Source organism: Bacillus alkalicellulosilyticus (assembly GCF_002019795.1).
Classification (GTDB): domain Bacteria; phylum Bacillota; class Bacilli; order Bacillales; family Bacillaceae_F; genus Bacillus_AO; species Bacillus_AO alkalicellulosilyticum.
Map to the genome: position 1 here is coordinate 3,752,953 of NZ_KV917381.1, position 19,366 is coordinate 3,772,318.

Genomic DNA, 19,366 nt, shown 5'->3' on the forward strand with positions numbered 1-19,366 from the left:
TTCGTGTACTGGTCAGACCACTGAATTCTTATTATAACAAATAGTCAATCAGGTTACATCAACTATTCGTTTTTACAACTACATTTTTTTCTCCGAGTACGTCTTTTAGTTGCATAATTACATCATGATTTACGGTAATCCAATCGCTTTCTGGGAGCTGAACATAGCGACTTTGACTCTCATAATAAAGAACAACCTCGGCATCGCCAGGAAACAAAGCCAAAGTATTTTTTATTTTGATTAAAAGCTCACGACTCTCACGGTTCGGTTCAATTTTTAGAAAGACACGTTGTTTTTGAAGGTCCTCTAGCCTTTTTATCCTATCGACTAGTAAGGATGTTTTATTATTTCTAACATCTATTTTGCCTTCAAAACACAGCATGACTCCTTCGGCAAGTAGATGACGATATGTGGCTAGTGTCTCTGGAAAAATCGTTACTCCAAGTTCCCCTTCTTCATCAGTAATTGTCAAAAACATCATTTCTTTACCCGTTTTTGTTCGGATTTTCTGCAGTTGCTCCACCAGACCTGCTACTTTAATTTTTCCACGTACATCAATAAGCTTAGAAGTTGATAGACATCCATATGCCTTCACAACTTTTGAATAGGTTGTTAAAGGATGCCCTGATATATAAAAGCCAACTACATCTTTTTCAAACTTTAGCTTTTCAGCTTCAGTAAACGGTGGTACATCATAATATGGTGGTTTAGCCTCGTCTATGCTAAAAAGTTGTCCACTTTCTTCCCTAGATGCTTTCAGTTCCTCACTATATGTTAGGACATCATCAAGGGATGCTAACAGTTGTGCACGGTGGTTGCCACACTCATCAAAACAACCGGATATGATTAACGTCTCAATTGCTTTTCGTGACACTTTTTTCACATCAATTCTCAAGCAAAAATCTATTAAATCGTGATAAGCCCTCTCTCTTCTTTTATTGACAATTTCTTCTGCTGCAATTCTTCCAATGTTTTTTAATGATTGAAATCCAAAGCGGATGCTGTCTTTCTCTAAGGTGAACACAACATCACTTTGGTTAATTGATGGCGGGAGAACGGAAATTCCGTTTCTCTTTGCTTCTCTAAAATACTGCAATAACTTTATTTCATGGAATCCGACACTTTCTAATAATGCCGTATAAAAAGCAGTTGGGTAATTTGCTTTTAAATAAGCTAACTGATACGCAATCACACTATAAGCTACTGCATGACTTCGGTTAAATCCATAATCAGCAAAGTGAACGATACTATCATAAATTTGACTCGCCACTTTTTCATCAAACCCTTTAGCTATCGCTCCCGTAACAAAGCGTTTTCTCTGGAGTTCTAGTTCATTTCGTTGTTTTTTACTTACAGCACGCCGAAGAATATCAGCTTCTCCTAGTGAAAAGCCTGCCATTGTTGCTGCGATTTGCATGATTTGTTCTTGATAAACAATGACTCCAAACGTTTTCTTTAAAATCGGTTCCAAACTCGGATGAAGATAATTTACTTCTATTTTTTTATGTTTTGCTCCGATGTATTGGTCAATAAACTGCATGGGACCGGGCCGATATAACGCGTTTACAGCGACAATATCTTCAAAATCATTTGGTTTTAATTTCACTAATACTTTACGCATCCCATCCGACTCAAGCTGAAAAATACCTGTAGTCTCTCCTTTACCTAAGAGCTCGTACACTTTTTCGTCATCAAATGGGATGTTCTCAAGGTCAAGTTCAACTCCAAACTTTTCATTTACTAAATGAAGAATATCTTCAAGTAACGTTAAATTCCGTAGACCGAGGAAGTCCATTTTAAGCAATCCAATTTCTTCAAGTATGCCCATTGGATACTGGGTTAACGCAATATCGGCTTGTCCAGGTTGAAGAGCAACTGACTTTTGTAAAGGCGCATCGCCAATCACCACTCCAGCAGCATGCGTAGAGGCATGTCGAGGAATTCCTTCTACCTTTTTGGCTAGTTCATAGATTTGTCGACTAGGTAACGATTGTTCGAGCAATGACAAGAATTGATTGTTATCTCGTAATGCTTGTTGTAACGTGATACCAGGAACACTAGGAATTTGCTTCGCTAATTTATCGATTATTGGTACATCTATGCTAAGAACACGGCCAACATCTCTGATGGCTGCTTTTGCTGCTAGCGTACCAAAGGTAATGATTTGAGCGACATGGTCTTTTCCATATTTATTAGCGACATATTGGATAACCTCATCCCGACGACGGTCCGAAAAATCGATATCAATATCTGGCATTGAAATTCGTTCTGGATTAAGAAATCGTTCAAATAACAATTCAAAATGAATCGGGTCCACTTTCGTGATGTTTAGTAGATACGCAACAAGAGACCCTGCAGCTGAACCCCTTCCAGGTCCTGTAATAATTCCTTGCTCATGAGCAAATTTCATGAAATCCCATACAACTAGAAAATAGTCACTAAAATTCATTTTTTCGATAACTTCTAGTTCATATCGAAGTCTTTCTTTTACCAGCTCGGTCGGTTGCTTATATTTTTTCTCCAATCCCTCATAACAAAGATCTTGTAATCTATTATGAGCACTTACTCCTGCAGGAAGCGGGTACTTAGGTAAAAGATTTTGCTTAAAGCTAAGCTCTACCTGACAACGTCTAGCAATAACTTCTGTGTTTGTGCAAGCTTCGGGAATAAAGGAGAAGAGCCTCTCCATCTCAGTTTCAGATTTAAGGTAATACTGGGACTCCTTCAGTTCAAAAGAAAGAGATGAGAGCTTCTCTCCCTGCCCGATAGCACTTACCGTTTGATATACCTCAAAGTCTTGTTTATCTAAGAAGAAGACATGGTTCGTCGCTACCAATTGACATCCTGTCCGCTCTGATAGGCTAAGCAATTGTTGCACAGTTTCTTTATCTGCCTTTTCATGCATTTGCAATTCTATAAAAACATGTTCTTTTCCAACTTCAGTAAGATATTGCGTAATGATGTCAATTGCTTCATTCACATTTTTTCGTTGTAATGCCTGTGATACTTCTCCACCTTCAAATGGGAGAATAAAGATTAGACCTTCCTTATGTTGAAAGATGATTTCTTTTAAAACAGCTGGGTAACGAAGTCCATTCATTTGGGCAGCCGTTGACAATGCTAAAAGCCCTTGGTAGCCGATTTCATTTTCAGCGAGAACAACTACTTTGCTAAGTGTCGGAGAATAACTTCCTGTCTCGTTTTTTGTAACCAAATCAATTTCTAACCCCAGTACCGGATGAATGCCTTCTTTTTTGCATGCTTTATAAAAGGGAATTAATCCATACACAACATTTTGATCTGTTATTGCGATTGAACTCATGTGATGAGCCTTTGCTTTTTGGATGATATCTTTAATCCGACAACTACCCTTAAGCAAGCTAAACTCACTATGTACATGTAAATGAGTAAATGCCATAATAATCACCTTTTCCATTCCGTAACTTCTCTTTTCTATAGTATGGATAAGCCCTAGTAAAAAAACAAGCATATTCCTATAGCAGACGAGCTATACATAGTAATAATGAAGTCAATTGAAGGAAAGAAGGAGGCACACCATGGAACGGACGTTAGTCGAAACTCTTGTATTAAACTTTTTCGTTGCCTTTGGGGTTATTATCGGGGGTTCCATAATCGGTGGAATTGGTGCTTATCTAACAGGCAATCCTCCGTTACGAACAATACAAGACTTAGCAGGTAGTTTAAAGATTTGGGCTCTTGTTGCAGCCATCGGCGGTACTTTTGATGCTTTTACTAGTTTAGAAAGAGGGCTATTTGACGGCAATCATCATGATATTTTTAAAACACTGATGATGATATTTTCTGCTTTATGTGGCGCCCACTCTGGGACGACGATTATTCAGTGGATTACTCAGGAGTATTTAGCACCATGAGAATTCCCCCCTATTACCGCCGCCCTGGATGGCAACGTTTTTTTGGTGGAGTCCTATTAGGTATGCTAATAGGGTGGGCCTTTTTTGTTTATAACTTCGGAACCATTCACGAGAAATTAATTTATGATATAAAAATGAAAAACATTACGATAGAAGAGCAAAAAGAAACGATTGAAAAGTTAAGGAATGAAGAAACGAGGTTGAATGAGGAAAAAGAAAAAAGGCTAACGGTACAAGAAATTAAAATTACCTTTTCCAATGACAGACAATTAAAATTAAATGAATTGACCATTTACGAACTTCAGCACAGTGTCAGCAACGAACTAAAAGAGGTAAAAGGCAAAAGCATTTCTTCTGTCGTCGAAACAAAGGAATTATTGCTGCGTTCGATCGAAAACAAAGTGTTTGAAATCGGAGAAAGAAAATACCGCTTAATCCGAGACGAAATGTATATCTATACGACCCTTGAGCTTCATATGAAAATTGAAATTGTAAATTAATCATACCGTGAGCTTTCTCAGTACTGCCTGTTTTGAGGTATAATAAATGTAATTGTATGGTTTTAGGAGGTGCTCTGTTGAACTTATCTGACGAAAAAGCGATGCATCATGAAGTAGCCTTACGAAAGGTACAAGAAATTGCAGCAGGCTATTCTGCCTATTCAGAAACTACCGAGGTAACCTCACTCATCCACCGCTTACTAGCCGAACGCAACATTGAAGCATACGAAGAAAAAAAAGAAATCGGATCCTGGTTCATCCCAATTCATAAAAAGGAATAGAAAAAAGAGTGTTCTTTCCTTTTTTCTATTCCTTTTTTGGCAAGTGCGAAGCCGGGGCTTGCCTTTTTCGTCATAGAAGAGTGTTTTTCTCTTATATGACATGCACCGAGCGAAGCCTTGCCCTCCAGAAAAAAGAGTGTTCTTTCCTTTTTTCTATTCCTTTTTTGGCAAGTGCGAAGCCGGGGCTTGCCTTGTTCGTCATAGAAGAGTGTTTTTCTCTTATATGACATGCACCGAGCGAAGCCTTGCCCTCCAGAAAAAAGAGTGTTCTTTCCTTTTTTCTATTCCTTTTTTGGCAAGTGCGAAGCCGGGGCTTGCCTTTTTCGTCATGGAAGAGTGTTTTTCTCTTATATGACATGCACCGAGCGAAGCCTTGCCCTCCAGAAAAAAGGGTGTTCTTTCCTTTTTTCTATTCCTTTTTTGGGCAAGTGCGAAGCCGGGGCTTGCCCTTACATAAACAAAAAGGGTTCTTTACCTTTTTTCAAAGCTATTTTTGTAAATATGTTGTTAGTGGACTGATTTTTAAAAAGAAAAGCTTCACTCTTGCGTGAAAAACCAAGGCTTGGTTTAGCTGTCCAAGGAATAGATATTATTTTCAGGATTGATTAATTCACAATAGAAGTCAAGAAGTCTCAACTTTTCTCCTATATTATTTACACAAGGAGGTGCCAAAAATGGATTCTTCAGAATTAACAATGGCGGTACAAAGAATGCAAGATTATATTGAAGAAAACTTGCATACGGAAATTACTTTGAAACAACTGGCTACTGTAGCAGGTTACTCACCGTGGCACGCAGCAAAAATTTTCAAATCAGCTACAGGGAAGACACCTTTTGAATACATCAGATCTTTAAGGCTTACAAAAGCTGCTCTTATTTTACGTGATAAAAACGAACGAATCATTGATGTAGCACTAAACTTTGTATTTCACTCACATGAGGGTTTCACAAGAGCATTTTCAAAGGAATTTGGTTTACCACCTAATAGATATAAGCAATCTACACCGCCAATCAAATTATTTATGCCACAAAAAGTTTTTGACACCTACTATGCATTACAAAAAGGAGGAATTTCGATGAATGAAAGTAAAGAAACCAAATCTGTATTTGTTCAAGTGATGGAACGCCCAGCGAGAAAAGTATTATTGAAGCGAGGGGTACGTGCTAAGGATTATTTTCAATATTGTGAGGAGGTTGATAGTGAAGAAGTTTGGTCCATCTTAACGAGTGTTAAAGAGGCGCTTTACGAACCTGTAGGTATGTGGCTACCAAACAACCTTATTAAAGAGAATACATCTCAATATGTTCAAGGTGTTGAGGTACCTTTAGATTATAGTAACAATGTACCAGATGGATTCGATCTTATTGAACTTCAACCTTGTTCAATGATGGTGTTCCAAGGCGAGCCCTACGACGATGAAAATTTCATGGCTGAAATTAACCAAGTTTGGAACCATATCGATAAATTTGACCCAACTATTTACGGGTTTAAATGGAAACCTGAAGAAGCACCAAGATTCCAACTTGCACCGATGGGTTATAGAGGATACATTGAAGCTAGACCAGTCACATCTGTTAATAAGCAATTCTAGAAATATTTTATCAAATAAACTAAGTTTACCTTTCTCCGTATAAAAGGGGCTGGGATAGAACTAGCTAATACATCTGCACTGGCTTCACTCGCCACAAAGCCCGTTGTGAGGAAACCTACTCACTTCAGCAGTTGTGAAATAAGACTCACAACTGGTTTCTCTCAGTGCTTAGAGCGTGGGACAAAAGGTTAAAAACAACCTTTTGTCCCACCCTTCTATTCTATAATTAAGACCGTTTTTTATTTTTTATAATTTAAACAAACTTCCTGTAACTCTTTAATAATCTCCTCTGTTTCCTCCCAGTTTGCTGCTTTTGCGCCTGAAGCTAACGGATGCCCTCCTCCGTTATGCTTTTGTGCAATTTGATTAATGGTTGGTCCTTTGGAGCGAAGACGTACTCTTATATTGGCTTCTTCATCTTCCACAAAAAAGACCCACACGATAACTCCTTCAACATCGGCAAAAGCATTTATCACTTGTGACGTCTCATTAGCTGTCACACCAAACTCTTCAAGTACTGTCTTCGGAAGATTCATAATAGCCAAACCAGAATCTAGTAAAGTAAAATGCTGTAATACATAGCCCTCTAGTCTCGACATTTTTAAATCCTTTTTGTACAAATTAGAGTAAAATTCGTTTTGGTCAACACCACGTTCTAGTAAAAGACTAACGCATTGATGTGTTGAGGCTTTTGTACTCGGATATCGAAAACGACCCGTATCTCCTACGATCCCTGCATAAAGTAACAAAGCTGCTTCAGAAGAAAGGATGTATCCTCGCTCTTTCGCTTCTTCATATAATTCAACAATCATCTCACTAGTAGAGGACGCTTCAGTCTTCACCCATAACAAGTCTCCATAAGGGTCTTCATTTGGATGATGGTCGATTTTAATGACAAAGCTTCCTAGTTTATAGCGTTCGTCACTTATTCTTTCTGTATTTGCTGTATCACAAACAATGACAAGCGCTCCCTTGAAAAGAGCATCTTCAACAACGTCCATCCGAGCTAAAAATTGGAGAGATGGTTCTTCCTCTCCAACAACGAAGATGTTTTTAGTAGGAAACGTATCTTTTAGAATTGTAGCAAATCCTACTTGCGACCCTAACGCATCTGGGTCTGGCCGTTCATGACGATGTATTATTACTGTTTCATATTCTTCAATTTTGTCTAAAATGTGCCCAATCATCATTTTACTTCCTTTCTATATCCGCGAAAAACTGGATCTCACTAATCGTTCACGGTACAATAACTAAGTATAAATGGCATGTCCATCAAGGAGGAACAAAAAATGGCTCAGTCCTTTTTTATATTAATCATCATTTTTGCTGTCTTTTTTCTTTATTTTAAAGTGAAGGTATGGAAAACAAAAGCACCACTTGAAAAGAAGTGGCTTCAAACAAAAGCAAATATGTCACTAGGTGCTTTTTTAGTAGCCTATGGTCTAAATTCATTATACTTCCCGAGAAGTACACTTGAAATTGTAGTGGGTATTGTTTTTGTATTATTAGGCGCAGCCAATATTTTCTTTGGTTACAAGGCGTACAAGCATTACCTTCCCTATGTTATTGAGGAATCTAAAAGTAATAAAGCATAATACACACTTATCCATAATGTAAAAGCTCCCTCCTTAATTCTGAGGGAGTTTTTACATCCTAATATCGGTAAGATCTTCCTCTCTTAACGGTCAAGTAGTTGCGCTAGCATAAGAGCTTTACATACGATTTCACCTTCATGATAAATTTCTACATCCAGCTTCCCATGCTTTCTACCGATTTCTAACACCTTAGGTTGAATGTCTATTTTACTTTCTATTTGAACAGGCTTTATAAAATAAAGAGTGATATTTTCAACAACTAAATCGCCTTTTTTAAACTTCTTCAATACTCGGCTTCCTGATTCCGTTACGATAGTTGTCACAACTCCATAAGATAAAGTTCCTAACTGATTTGTCATTTGTGGCGTGACTTCACATGTAAAAGAATACTCTGAGGAAGTCGAGGTATCTTCAAAGCGACTCGTTATAATATCATCAATCGTTTCTCCTACATGAGGTTGTTTTTGAATCATTTGTAACGCTTTTAACACATCTTGCCTACTAATGACCCCAATGAGCTTACGTTGGTTATCCACTACAGGTAAAAGTTCAATACCTTCCCATACCATAATATGAGCTACTGACGCGACTGAAGTTTTTTGGTTTACTGTAATCGGATTTTTAGTCATTACTTTTTCGATCGGAAGTAATTTATTTGCTCCGACAACGTCTTTCGCCGTTACCATCCCTTGCACTCTTAAATTGTCATCAATTACAGGGTAACGATTATGACCAGTTTTTTCATTGAGTTCATACCACTTTTCTACAGGATTGGACGTAGTCATATAATAAGTATCCTGGAGAGGAATTAGAATATCATCAACTAGCACAATCTCTTTTTTAATCAATTGGTCATAAATGGCCCGGTTAATCATCGTTGCTACTGTAAATGTATCATAACTCGTCGAGATAATTGGCAACTCCAACTCATCGGCAAGTGCAATAATCTCCTCACTAGTATCCACAAATCCACCTGTTATTAATACAGCCGCACCTGATTCTAATGCTAGTTTATGAACTTGATATCGGTTTCCGACAATTAACAAATTGCCTGGTTCGATGTATCTCATCATCGCATCAAGTTTCATTGCCCCAATCACAAATCGATTTAAGGTTTTGTGTAGACCAGTTCGGCCCCCTAATACCGTACCATCAACAATATTGATGATCTCGGCATAGGTAAGCTTTTCAATATTTTCTTTTTTCTTTTTCTCAATACGAATGGTTCCCACTCGCTCAATCGTACTGACATAGCCTTGATTCTCTGCTTCTTTTATCGCACGGTATGCTGTACCTTCACTAACACTCATTGCTTTTGCGATTTGGCGGACCGAAATCTTCCCACCGACTTCTAAATCATTTATGTATTTTAAAATTTGTTCATGCTTCGTTGCCAATTAACGCACCACTCTTTCATAAACTGTACCTGTGAATAAGAGAAAACTGTATTAGTACTAGTATACAGGTGGATAATTGGCTCAGCAAGACTATCTCTCATATCTCCTTATTTTTCTCATATTTTCAACCTTGCCCGTATCAACAGAAACTCGCTGTGATTTTACTTGTTTAGAATATAACAGACCAACTAGATTTCCTCCGATTACAATTAATGCAAATAGTAACCAACTAAACGCAAATACACCTGCTAGTCCCTCCGCACCAATTGGCAATCTAGGTAGAGCAAAATAAATGAGGGCAAAAGCTAGTAATATACATAAAAATAATCTCTGTTTCATAATTTCCTCCTATAATTAACGGTTTTACTCTATCTTATGCGCTTGAAAATAAAAAAGAAGCATAATTTGGCCGAGCCATTATGCTTCCTTGAGGTATTATAGTTGTAGAATTTCTCCTACAGCTAACGGTACTCCTTGGTTTTCCTTGAGTGTTTTTGCAAAAGCGACTGGGTCCTGTTCGATCACAGGAAACGTATTATAATGAATCGGAACCACTTTCTCGGCTTTTATCCACCCTGCAGCAATCGCTGCGTCTTCAGGTCCCATCGTGAAATTATCACCAATCGGTAAAAATGCCACATCAATGTTATGCTGTTCTCCTATTAATTTCATGTCTGAGAAAAGTGCCGTATCTCCAGCATGATAGATTGTTTTTCCTTCGGCTGAAAATATAATTCCGCTTGGCATTCCCGTATAAATGATTTTTTGCTCTTCCTCAATCGTATAAGACGACCCATGAAAAGCTTGAGTTAACTTTACTCGACCAAATTCAAATTCATGAGCTCCACCTATATGCATCGGGTGAACCTTTACCCCTTGCCAGCCTAAATAAGTCGCTAGTTCAAAAGGGGCTATCACCAAAGCATCATTTTGTTTGGCCAACTCTACGGTATCTCCCACATGGTCATTGTGTCCATGCGTTAATAGAATCACATCTACTTTTACTGAATCAACTGATAAATCGGTCTGGTCATTACCAGAGAGAAAAGGATCAAATAGGATTGTTTTTCCTTCGGTTTCTACTTTGATCACAGAATGTCCATGAAATGAAATGTTCATTATACTCCCTCTCCTATTCTTTATCTTTTGTAGAACCAATCTTTTCAGGGAATGGGAATGTATGCTGTTTCTTAATTCCTGCTGTTTCCGATACAAAAGAGGCTTCAAGTACAGCAGAAGAATCTATAGATAGTACAACTTCCTTCAATTTAGGATATAAAAAGCGGTTCGTAATACAATATATGATAATTCGCTCATCACCTGTGTAGCCGCCTTGTCCATATAGATAGGTAATTTGCACATCAGATTCTCGGACCAATTGTTCCCCAATTTCATAAGGCTTCCCAGAAATAATCATTACCGATTTCGCTTGATTTAAACCATCTAATACAAAATCTATTAATTTTGACACAATATAAAAGACAGCGATGGAAAACATCGCTTGTTCTAAAGAGAATACAAACGCTGCTCCCGCTAAGATAAGTGCATTTATCGCAAGTAAAAACGTACTTATCGGAATGTGAAATTTCTTTTGAATCCAGATGGCAACCATTTCAGTACCATCTACAGCTCCACCATACTTCACTACAAGTCCTATCCCGATTCCTAGCAGCAAACCTCCGTACAACACTATTAATACTTCAGAAGTTGTAATAGCCGCCATAGGAGCTAGCCACAATAGACCAGCAGTCGTTACCAAATTTGCATATATCGTTCTTATCACAAACCGTCTCCCCATGACATTACCTGAAAATAAGAGAGTCGGTAAATTAAGGCATAAGTAGACAATCCATATCGGAATGTCCCAAACTGAATTGATCATGATTGAAATTGCTGTTACTCCCCCGTCTACCAGTCCATTTGGAGCAAGGATCAGCTCAAGACCGGCTGCCACAAGTAAGGAACCAAATGTTATTATGATATATTCAAACACTTTTCTCATCTTCATTTTATTCTCCTCATCTCTTCTCTATCTTTAGTCTACCATATGCAACTTGTCTACATAAAATAATAAGAAAAACCGCTAGCGGTCTTTTCTTAGAAGCAATTTGCGAAGATGCTACCTTCTTTTTAAGTCAAACAAAAGTAGAGTTCTTTTGTTTGACGCGTAGCGAGCAAAGCCGTCTTTGATTAACTAGTAAAAACCTAAAAAATATCCAACGGGTAGTTTAACCCTTTGGATATTTTTTCTCAATTAGCTTTTTCCCAAACCCATGTGAACAATTGCCCTTCCGCATTCATCATCCTAACATCTAAACGTTCAATGTCTTGGTATTGTTTTTGGACACACTCTAACATATCTTCGACTTCTGCATTTTCATTAAGCTTTAATAATGAAATCATGCGAATGACTTCCTTCTTTGCATCGGTACCCTTGACTACTTTTTCCCCAATTTCATATTCATATTTATTAGGGTTGTCATATTCCCATTCATACGTCATACCTTTATCAATAATTGTAATTCGAACTGAGTTGTTTTCCATCATTGCTGATTCGACAACACTTTGAAACGGAAGAAATTGTACACTTAAGAACAACATAACAACGAACGCCATTTTTATTTTCATATGATCACCTCTTAATTACCGTGTGTAAAAATTGGAATATTATACATAGTTTTCAGTTTTTTTATAAATATTTGTCTTTTTCACAGGTTTTCTTTATCCTATAAGAAATGGAACTGAACGAAAAGGTGGACATATGAGACAAAAGACATTACTAATTGATATGGACTCTGTGATATGTGACTTAATGACAGAGTGGCACAAACGTTATAACCAAGAGTACAATGATGACTTATCTGTCGAAAAACTGTTGTGTTGGGACTCAGAAAAGTATGTAAAACAAAAATGCGGTTTAAAAATATACGACTTTTTAGATGAACCTGGTCTGTTTTTGAATTTAAAACCGATTGAAAATTCAATTGAGGTATTACAGCGCCTACACACTAAGTTCAACATCTTTATTGTAACTAGTAGTCGAACTTATGCTTATACAGAAAAAGAACAATGGGTAGAAAAACTCCTCCCTTTTATCGGGAAAAATCAGCTTATATTTGCTCATAAAAAAGAGATGATTCGAGGAGATTTGCTGTTTGATGATGCACCTCATCACTTACTTGCATTTACGGAAACGAATCGCTTAGCCATAGCAATGGACTACCCATATAATCGCTCTGTCAATGTACCACGTGTAAGCAATTGGCTTGAGTTTGAACAGTTTGTAAATGAAAAGTGGGGGAAGAGGGATGGATAATACGGACGTTGTCATTATAGGTGGAGGTCCAGCAGGAATTTCAGCTGCTATTTGGTGCCAACGCTTAAAGCTACAACATTTGGTACTTGAATCAAGTGAACAACTTGGGGGTCAACTAACTCAAATCCATAATGAAATCATAGATTATCCAGGACTAATGACCAAAAATGGCGTCGAAATGAAAACTCATTTTATTAATCAAGTAAAGAAGCTAGCTTGCAGGATAGAAACATCCTGTAACGTCCTATCAATAAATGAGCATTCAAAAGAAATTCGCTATCAACAAAATGGAGAAATTCGCACACTCTTCTATCATTTTTTATTGTTAGCCACTGGCTCAAAACAGCGTTCCCTTTCTGTTCCAGGAGAATTAGAAATGCTACAACGGGGAGAAGTCTATTCAGCGGCTCGAGACAATGGCTTGTTCACTTCTAAAGAGGTTGCTATTGTCGGAGGCGGGGACCGAGCTTTTGAAGGGGCGATGCTCCTAGCAAATCAGGGGGCACACGTTACTCTTATTCATCGCTCCACACATTTTAGGGCGAGACAATCGTTTCAGAAAATCGTTTTATCTCATCCAAACATCAGGATTGTTACTAACGCTCAAGTAACAAAAATCTTCGGGACAAACCGTGTAGAAGCGATAGAATATGAATGCAATGGTAAACAGAAAACCGTTAATGTGGATGCGGTACTTATTCGAATTGGAGTGGAACCTTGCAGTTCTCTTTTGAAAGACAAGGTAGAAGTAGATGAACAGGGCTATATTTATGTCAATCAATATGGTCAAACTTCTAACCCTTCAATATTTGCAATTGGTGATGTAGTAAATCAACCAAGTTATTCAAGCATTTCTGCTTCTATCGGACAAGGAATGATTGCCGCAAAACATATTAGTGAACAACTTAACTCTTCAAAGGGACCTATCTATTATTAATTAAATTCATACGCCACGACTTCAATAACACGTTATGTTGGGCTGATAGAAAAAACTCCTTTACCTTCAGATTCTCTGAGTAAGGAGTTTTATTCTTCTACGTTTAGCCCTCATTTCCTTCTTCATTTGTTACCCTATTTTCGTTTGTGCCAGTCCGATATGAGTCCATGAGCTGCTCACGTACCATCATTTCTCCCTCAGTGTCATATATAGTACCTGTTAACTTATGCTCTTTCATTTCCTTACACCTCCACCGCCATTTAGCTTGCACCTTTATTATGCGTCAAATGTCAAAATAATATCATATATAGGGCTAGAAAACTCACTAAAAACATAGTAAAAAATGGTATTATTAATGTAAAGGGGCTGATGAAATGGTAGAGCGATATGAAAAGATATTAGTTGCTGTTGATGGTTCAGATGCTGCAAAATTGGCATTAGAAAAGGCAATTGAAATAACAAAAAGAAATAACGGTTCCTTATTTATTTGCCACGTCATTGATACTCGTTCTTTTGTGACTGTTGACCAGTATGACCAAACCATCGTGAATAGATCAGAAGTAAAGGCCCAAGAGCTATTGAAAAGCTATCAACTAATTGCTGAAAAAAGAGGTGTTGCTAACGTTACAACAGTTATCGACTATGGTTCTCCTAAAGTGAAAGTATCCAAAGATATCGCCATAAACCATGAAATCGACTTAATTGTTACAGGAGCCACCGGGTTAAATGCCATTGAACGATTCCTCATCGGCAGTGTGTCTGAATCGATTGCAAGACACGCGAAATGTGATGTACTAATAGTTAGAGACTCCAATTAAAAATAACATAATAGAAACACATGGATAGGTAGACATTCCATGTGTTTTTTTGTTTCTTTGAACGACATTTCCCTTTGCTTTCTTGCTTGTTAGGGCGTTCATTCGTGGGATGAACGACCTTTCTCTTTGTTTTCTTGCTTGTTAGGGCGTTCATCGGGAGGATGAACGACCTTTCCCTTTACTTTCTTGCTTGTTAGGGCGTTCATCGGGAGGATGAACGACCTTTCCCTTTGTTTTCTTGCTTGTTAGGGCGTTCATCGGGAGGATGAACGACCTTTCCCTTTGTTTTCTTGCTTGTTAGGGCGTTCATTCGTGGGATGAACGACCTTTACCTTTGCTTTCTTACTCGTTAGGGCGTTCATCGGGAGGATGAACGACCTTTCCCTTTGTTTTCTTGCTTGTTAGGGCGTTCATCGGGAGGATGAACGACCTTTGCCTTCGTATAACTTGCTTATAGCGTCGTTCATCTCTTCTATCTACGACTTTATAAGTAACTATTTCACCATGACCACAAAAAAAGGTAAGGCATCATGTGACACCTTACTCGAATCTTGTATTATACTAGCTTTTCAGCTTTTTCAATTGCAATTTTCACTTGCTCAAACCCAGTTCCACCAGCACTATTTCTTCTTGCTACCACTGTTTTTGGTTGAAGCACATCATAGATATCTTCTTCAAATAATTCGCTTGCTTCTTTATAATCAGCAAACGGCAGATCAAGTAAAAACATATCCTTTTGGATGCAATGAAGAACGAGCTTTCCAACGACTTCATGAGCATCACGGAATGGCATGCCACGACTTGCTAAGTAATCAGCTAACTCAGTCGCATTGGAGAAGTCTGAATGAACTGCCTTTTCCATGACATCCGTACGAACCGTCATAGACGAAATCATTCCAGTAAAGATTTTTAACGAACCTTTTACTGTAGTTACAGCGTCAAACATACCTTCTTTGTCTTCTTGCATATCCTTGTTATACGCCAAAGGTAACCCTTTAAGAATCGTTAATAAAGAGAATAAGCTACCGTACACTCGTCCTGTTTTCCCACGGATTAACTCAGCCATATCAGGATTTTTCTTCTGAGGCATGATGCTGCTTCCTGTGGCAAATGTATCATCAAGTTCGATAAAACGGAACTCCTGAGAAGACCAGAGAATAATTTCTTCGCACAATCTTGATAAATGCATCATTAGAGTCGCTGAAGATGCTAAAAACTCAATGATGAAATCTCGGTCACTTACCGCATCCAAGCTATTCTCATAAATGCCATCAAAACCTAACAATTCAGCTGAATAATGACGGTCAATCGGGAATGTTGTTCCTGCAAGCGCACCCGCTCCAAGTGGAGAAATGTTCACGCGCTTAAGACCATCTTGGTATCTTGAAAAGTCACGCTCTAGCATCCAAAAGTACGCTAATAAATGATGGGCAAATGAAACAGGTTGCGCTCTTTGAAGATGCGTATAACCTGGAATAATCGTTTCTACATGCTGTTTTGCTTGCTCAAGTAGTGCACCTTGAAGGTTTTTAATCTCAGAAGAAATCTCTTCAATTTGCTTACGTAAGTATAAGTGCATATCCGTGGCCACTTGGTCGTTTCGGCTTCTTCCTGTATGAAGCTTTCCACCAACTGGTCCGATTTCATCAATTAAAAACTTTTCAATGTTTAAGTGAATGTCTTCGTTTTGTACAGAATATTCAAGTTCCCCTTTTCTAGCTCGCTCTAAAAGGGTTTGTAAACCTTTAGTGATTGTTTCGGCTTCTTCTTCAGAAACAATGCCACACTTTCCTAGCATCTTCACATGAGCTAGGCTTCCTTGAATGTCTTCTTCTACTAAGTTTTGGTCAAAGCCGATGGAGGCGCCGAACTCGTCGACCCACTCCTCGGCTGTTTTTGTAAAGCGACCGCCCCAAAGCTTGCTCACAGTTTGACCTCCTTCTCCTTGTTGACCATACTGTGCACTTTTGTTGGGAGACCCCATAGTTTAATAAATCCGACTGCTGCATTATGATCGAACTCATCATCAGTTGAGTATGTTGCTAATCTCTCATCATATAGAGAATTTGCTGATTTACGTCCTTCTACAATCGCATGACCTTTGAATAGTTTCACGCGAACAACACCAGTCACATTCTTTTGTGTTTCTTGTAAGAATGCTTGAAGCGCAGGAGTTAATGGTGAGAACCATAGTCCGTTATAAATCATTTCTGTTAGTTTATGACTAATGATTGGCTTAAAGTGAGCCACATCTTTTGTTAATGTTAAATCTTCAAGCTCTTTATGTGCTTTAAGTAACGTCATCGCACCAGGGCACTCATACACTTCACGAGATTTAATTCCAACTAAACGATTTTCTACGTGGTCAATACGTCCCACGCCATGCTTTCCAGCAATTTCGTTTAATTTTAAAATTAGTTCATGTAGTTCAAATGTTGTTCCATCTAAAGAAACAGGTACACCTTTTTCAAAAGCAATTTCAATGATATCTGCTTCGTCAGGTGTTTTTTCAAGTGGTTGTGTCATTTCATAAGCACCTTCTGGAGGAGTTGCCCATGGGTCTTCTAACACACCACACTCATTTGCTCGACCCCAAAGGTTTGCATCAACAGAGTAAGGATTGTCTAAATCTACCGGAATCGGTACATTGTTTTTCTTCGCATATTCGATTTCCTCGTCACGAGACCAACCCCACTCACGTACTGGAGCTAATACTTCAAGGTTTGGATTTAATGATTGAATTGAAACTTCAAAACGTACTTGGTCGTTTCCTTTTCCTGTACAACCATGTGCCACTGCATCCGCACCCACTTGTTCAGCAATTTCAACTAACTTCTTAGAAATTAGTGGACGAGATAAAGCTGATACTAGAGGATATTTTTGCTCATACATCGCATGGCTTTGAAGAGCTGGTAATACAAAATCATAAGCAAATTCTTTTTTAGCATCAATCGTATATGATTGACTCGCACCAACAGTCAACGCTTTTTCTTTTATAAAATCAAGGTCTTTTCCTTCTCCTACATCTAGACCTACTGCGATAACATCCCAGCCTTGGTCTCCTAACCATTTAATTGCAACAGAAGTATCAAGTCCTCCTGAATAGGCTAACACAACTTTTTTCTTACTCATCGTACATTTCCCTCCATCAGTGAATGAATATAAATACTTTGTATGTGATTTTTATACATTGTTTTACTTAGAAAAAGGAGGTTCAAATCCCCCTGCCTGAAAAATGTATAAATTTAAATAAACACTAATTAATATACATTACTTTAACAACAAACGTTCAGTTTGGCAAGAGATAATCATAAAAAAATCTTTAATATTTTTATAGACGATTTATGCATTAGCTTTTGTTTTACCACAGCCCCATTCATCTTTATTAGTATTGCCTATATTTTCATCTCTATGTTCAATTAAATAATTGGTTCCTTTTATTTTATTTTCTCTCGTATTCTTGTAAAATAGTAATTGTAAGCAGGAGGTGTAAACATGCTTAATGAATTTAGTTATGACGAAAGATTAGGAATCCTTCTACCCGACCCCAAAAAAGAGTGGGAAGAATTCAATATTAATGAACAATCCGAGATCATTTTAATCTGGGAAAAAATACGAGGGAAAATCCCCGATAGAATTGCAGAGTTAGAAGTAATCATTAATAAAAAGCAAGAGCAATTGAATCACGAAGCAAATTTCCAACGTTCATGCGAGCTTAACTCTGAGATTTCAGAACTAGCCTCAGTCATCAACGACTTATGGATATGGTACCGCGCCAACCAAAGCGTTAGCGGAACTAAAATCCACCAGTAACAAACAAACCCAAGGTCCGCTTTTTGACCTTGGGTTTGTTATTTAAATGGCGTGAGCCGATGCCTCTTTTCTAAGGAAGAAGTGCTTTTCTTCTTCCGCGTATCGTGCGGAGCCGTTTCCCAAGGTCTGCTTTTGACCTTGGGGTACTTTGTTATTAAATGGCGTAAGCCGATGCCTGCTTTTCAAAGGAAGAAGTGCTTTTCTTCTTCCGCGCATCGTGCGAAGCCATTTAGTTGTTCAAGATGCCCTGCAGCATGACTCAGGAAAGAGCAAGGGCTTCGCACACTGCGCGTGTTTTACAAGAAAGGCACTTGTAAATCACTTTTAAAAAAGGCAGTGGCTACGCTACTTGCTTATAAAAAAGTGCGACTTTGTCTCTTTTTTTATTGTTTTTCAAGGAGATGGCGCTTTTGATAAAAGCGTTGGGCAACTTCTGTGATTTGCTTTGTAAATTGATAATTGACTGATGCTCCGACAGCCATTCCGATTAAAGGAAGGCCTTGGATTAACTTTTTACGTAACAAAGAGATAGCTGTAACTTTCACTAACTGTCGAACCGGCTGTTGAATCCATGTCAGGTCTGTAATTTCCTCGCTCCCATCATAAAACAACTCATCATAATGGTTATCGACCACAGACCATAACTCATCCCATGCGTACTTTTGTAATTCTTTTGGTAAGGTCGCAACATGAAATAATTTTAAGGCAACAACCATCTCAAACGGTCTTTTGAGATTATAACCGTACGAAAGACCTGTTAGCTGGATCGCACGCAAATTAATAATCAACATAGCAGGAAGGTCAAGCCCTAATAATAAAATCCCACCAAAACCAGACAACCCACCTTGACCGAACGAAAGTAATCGTTGTTTAGCCACTTGTTGATTTGCCATGAAATTCATTTGTTCCATCGACAATAGCTTTAAGTCTTCCACTAGTTCTATCTCACTGTTAAATACTTTTGCTTGGTCAATTAATCGCTTCACAGCTTCTTCATGATAGCTCGAGTTTTGAACAATCGATTGAAGATAGAAAAGGAAGCTATCAATAGAACTGACTATTTTTTTTTGACGATTTTCCCCTAATTGATTCAGCCCTTGTTCAATCCATTTTTGATACGCTCTCTCAAAATCAGTTCCATCGTACTCAAAATAAGCCTCTTCCCAATCGATAATTTCATGTAAATATTTTTTTTCTTTATCCAATAACGTCATGACACTTCCC

20 protein-coding genes are annotated in these 19,366 nt (G+C 38.1%); 9 read left to right on the forward strand and 11 right to left on the reverse strand.

All coding sequences use genetic code 11. The annotated features are described in order from the left end of the window. Window positions 1-58: 58 nt before the first annotated feature. Window positions 59-3,436 (reverse strand): DNA polymerase III subunit alpha, encoded by a 3,378-nt coding sequence (locus BK585_RS18800; protein ID WP_170885646.1) that lies wholly within the window; start codon window positions 3,434-3,436, stop codon window positions 59-61. Between the two features lie 121 nt (window positions 3,437-3,557). Between BK585_RS18800 and ytrH the strand changes: the two genes are divergently transcribed. The 4 genes from ytrH to BK585_RS18825 all read left to right on the forward strand — a co-directional run bounded on the left by ytrH (window position 3,558) and on the right by BK585_RS18825 (window position 6,266). After that, window positions 3,558-3,893, forward strand: coding sequence for a sporulation membrane protein YtrH (gene ytrH, locus BK585_RS18805; protein ID WP_078555474.1), 336 nt, complete (start codon window positions 3,558-3,560; stop codon window positions 3,891-3,893). After that, complete coding sequence (gene ytrI, locus BK585_RS18810) at window positions 3,890-4,393, forward strand: sporulation membrane protein YtrI (protein ID WP_078555475.1); 504 nt, start codon at window positions 3,890-3,892, stop codon at window positions 4,391-4,393. The genes ytrH and ytrI overlap by 4 nt, the downstream gene beginning before the upstream one ends. A 77-nt stretch (window positions 4,394-4,470) precedes the next feature. Continuing rightward, entirely contained in the window at window positions 4,471-4,674 is a 204-nt protein-coding gene (locus BK585_RS18815) for a YtzJ family protein (protein WP_245805867.1), read from the forward strand. 674 nt (window positions 4,675-5,348) lie between these two features. Next, the gene (locus tag BK585_RS18825) at window positions 5,349-6,266 is read left to right on the forward strand and encodes a helix-turn-helix domain-containing protein (RefSeq protein ID WP_078555477.1); all 918 of its coding nucleotides are present in this window, start codon (window positions 5,349-5,351) and stop codon (window positions 6,264-6,266) included. A 239-nt stretch (window positions 6,267-6,505) separates the two neighbouring features. Here BK585_RS18825 and BK585_RS18830 read toward each other — a convergent pair whose 3' ends face one another. Beyond that, window positions 6,506-7,453 (reverse strand): DHH family phosphoesterase, encoded by a 948-nt coding sequence (locus BK585_RS18830; protein ID WP_078555478.1) that lies wholly within the window; start codon window positions 7,451-7,453, stop codon window positions 6,506-6,508. A 102-nt stretch (window positions 7,454-7,555) separates the two neighbouring features. Between BK585_RS18830 and BK585_RS18835 the strand changes: the two genes are divergently transcribed. After that, window positions 7,556-7,861 (forward strand): YtpI family protein, encoded by a 306-nt coding sequence (locus BK585_RS18835; RefSeq protein WP_078555479.1) that lies wholly within the window; start codon window positions 7,556-7,558, stop codon window positions 7,859-7,861. Window positions 7,862-7,944: 83 nt separating this feature from the next. Here BK585_RS18835 and BK585_RS18840 read toward each other — a convergent pair whose 3' ends face one another. From BK585_RS18840 to BK585_RS18860, 5 genes are all read right to left on the reverse strand, one after another. Beyond that, window positions 7,945-9,258, reverse strand: a complete 1,314-nt coding sequence (locus BK585_RS18840) for a CBS domain-containing protein (RefSeq protein ID WP_078555480.1) — start codon at window positions 9,256-9,258, stop codon at window positions 7,945-7,947. A gap of 90 nt (window positions 9,259-9,348) precedes the next feature. Then, entirely contained in the window at window positions 9,349-9,597 is a 249-nt protein-coding gene (locus tag BK585_RS18845) for a hypothetical protein (protein WP_139367594.1), read from the reverse strand. Window positions 9,598-9,693: 96 nt separating this feature from the next. Continuing rightward, on the reverse strand, window positions 9,694-10,377 hold the full coding sequence (locus BK585_RS18850; RefSeq protein WP_078555482.1) for a metal-dependent hydrolase: 684 nt from the start codon (window positions 10,375-10,377) through the stop codon (window positions 9,694-9,696). A gap of 13 nt (window positions 10,378-10,390) precedes the next feature. Next, the gene (locus BK585_RS18855) at window positions 10,391-11,260 is read right to left on the reverse strand and encodes a YitT family protein (protein WP_078556909.1); all 870 of its coding nucleotides are present in this window, start codon (window positions 11,258-11,260) and stop codon (window positions 10,391-10,393) included. A gap of 248 nt (window positions 11,261-11,508) precedes the next feature. Next, window positions 11,509-11,886, reverse strand: coding sequence for a hypothetical protein (locus BK585_RS18860; protein ID WP_078555483.1), 378 nt, complete (start codon window positions 11,884-11,886; stop codon window positions 11,509-11,511). 133 nt (window positions 11,887-12,019) lie between these two features. On the opposite strand from BK585_RS18860, the gene BK585_RS18865 reads away from it, so the two are divergent. Beyond that, window positions 12,020-12,574, forward strand: a complete 555-nt coding sequence (locus tag BK585_RS18865; RefSeq protein WP_078555484.1) for a 5' nucleotidase, NT5C type — start codon at window positions 12,020-12,022, stop codon at window positions 12,572-12,574. After that, window positions 12,567-13,511 carry an NAD(P)/FAD-dependent oxidoreductase gene (locus tag BK585_RS18870; protein ID WP_078555485.1) on the forward strand — a complete coding sequence of 315 codons (945 nt, stop codon included), beginning with the start codon at window positions 12,567-12,569 and terminating at the stop codon, window positions 13,509-13,511. Before BK585_RS18865 ends, BK585_RS18870 begins: the two co-directional genes overlap by 8 nt. 103 nt (window positions 13,512-13,614) lie before the next feature. On the opposite strand, the gene BK585_RS24655 is transcribed toward BK585_RS18870, so the two are convergent. Continuing rightward, entirely contained in the window at window positions 13,615-13,749 is a 135-nt protein-coding gene (locus BK585_RS24655; RefSeq protein WP_281248929.1) for a hypothetical protein, read from the reverse strand. A 136-nt stretch (window positions 13,750-13,885) separates the two neighbouring features. On the opposite strand from BK585_RS24655, the gene BK585_RS18875 reads away from it, so the two are divergent. Next, on the forward strand, window positions 13,886-14,329 hold the full coding sequence (locus BK585_RS18875; RefSeq protein WP_078555486.1) for a universal stress protein: 444 nt from the start codon (window positions 13,886-13,888) through the stop codon (window positions 14,327-14,329). Between the two features lie 556 nt (window positions 14,330-14,885). Here the strand turns inward: BK585_RS18875 and argH are convergent. Next, on the reverse strand, window positions 14,886-16,256 hold the full coding sequence (argH, locus tag BK585_RS18880; protein ID WP_078555487.1) for an argininosuccinate lyase: 1,371 nt from the start codon (window positions 16,254-16,256) through the stop codon (window positions 14,886-14,888). Then, on the reverse strand, window positions 16,253-17,461 hold the full coding sequence (locus tag BK585_RS18885) for an argininosuccinate synthase (RefSeq protein ID WP_078555488.1): 1,209 nt from the start codon (window positions 17,459-17,461) through the stop codon (window positions 16,253-16,255). The genes argH and BK585_RS18885 overlap by 4 nt, the downstream gene beginning before the upstream one ends. Window positions 17,462-17,824: 363 nt before the next feature. Here BK585_RS18885 and BK585_RS18890 point away from each other — a divergent pair, with 363 nt between their 5' ends. Then, entirely contained in the window at window positions 17,825-18,142 is a 318-nt protein-coding gene (locus BK585_RS18890) for a restriction endonuclease subunit S domain-containing protein (RefSeq protein ID WP_078555489.1), read from the forward strand. A gap of 383 nt (window positions 18,143-18,525) precedes the next feature. Here BK585_RS18890 and BK585_RS18895 read toward each other — a convergent pair whose 3' ends face one another. Beyond that, complete coding sequence (locus BK585_RS18895) at window positions 18,526-19,356, reverse strand: EcsC family protein (protein ID WP_078555490.1); 831 nt, start codon at window positions 19,354-19,356, stop codon at window positions 18,526-18,528. Window positions 19,357-19,366: the final 10 nt, after the last annotated feature.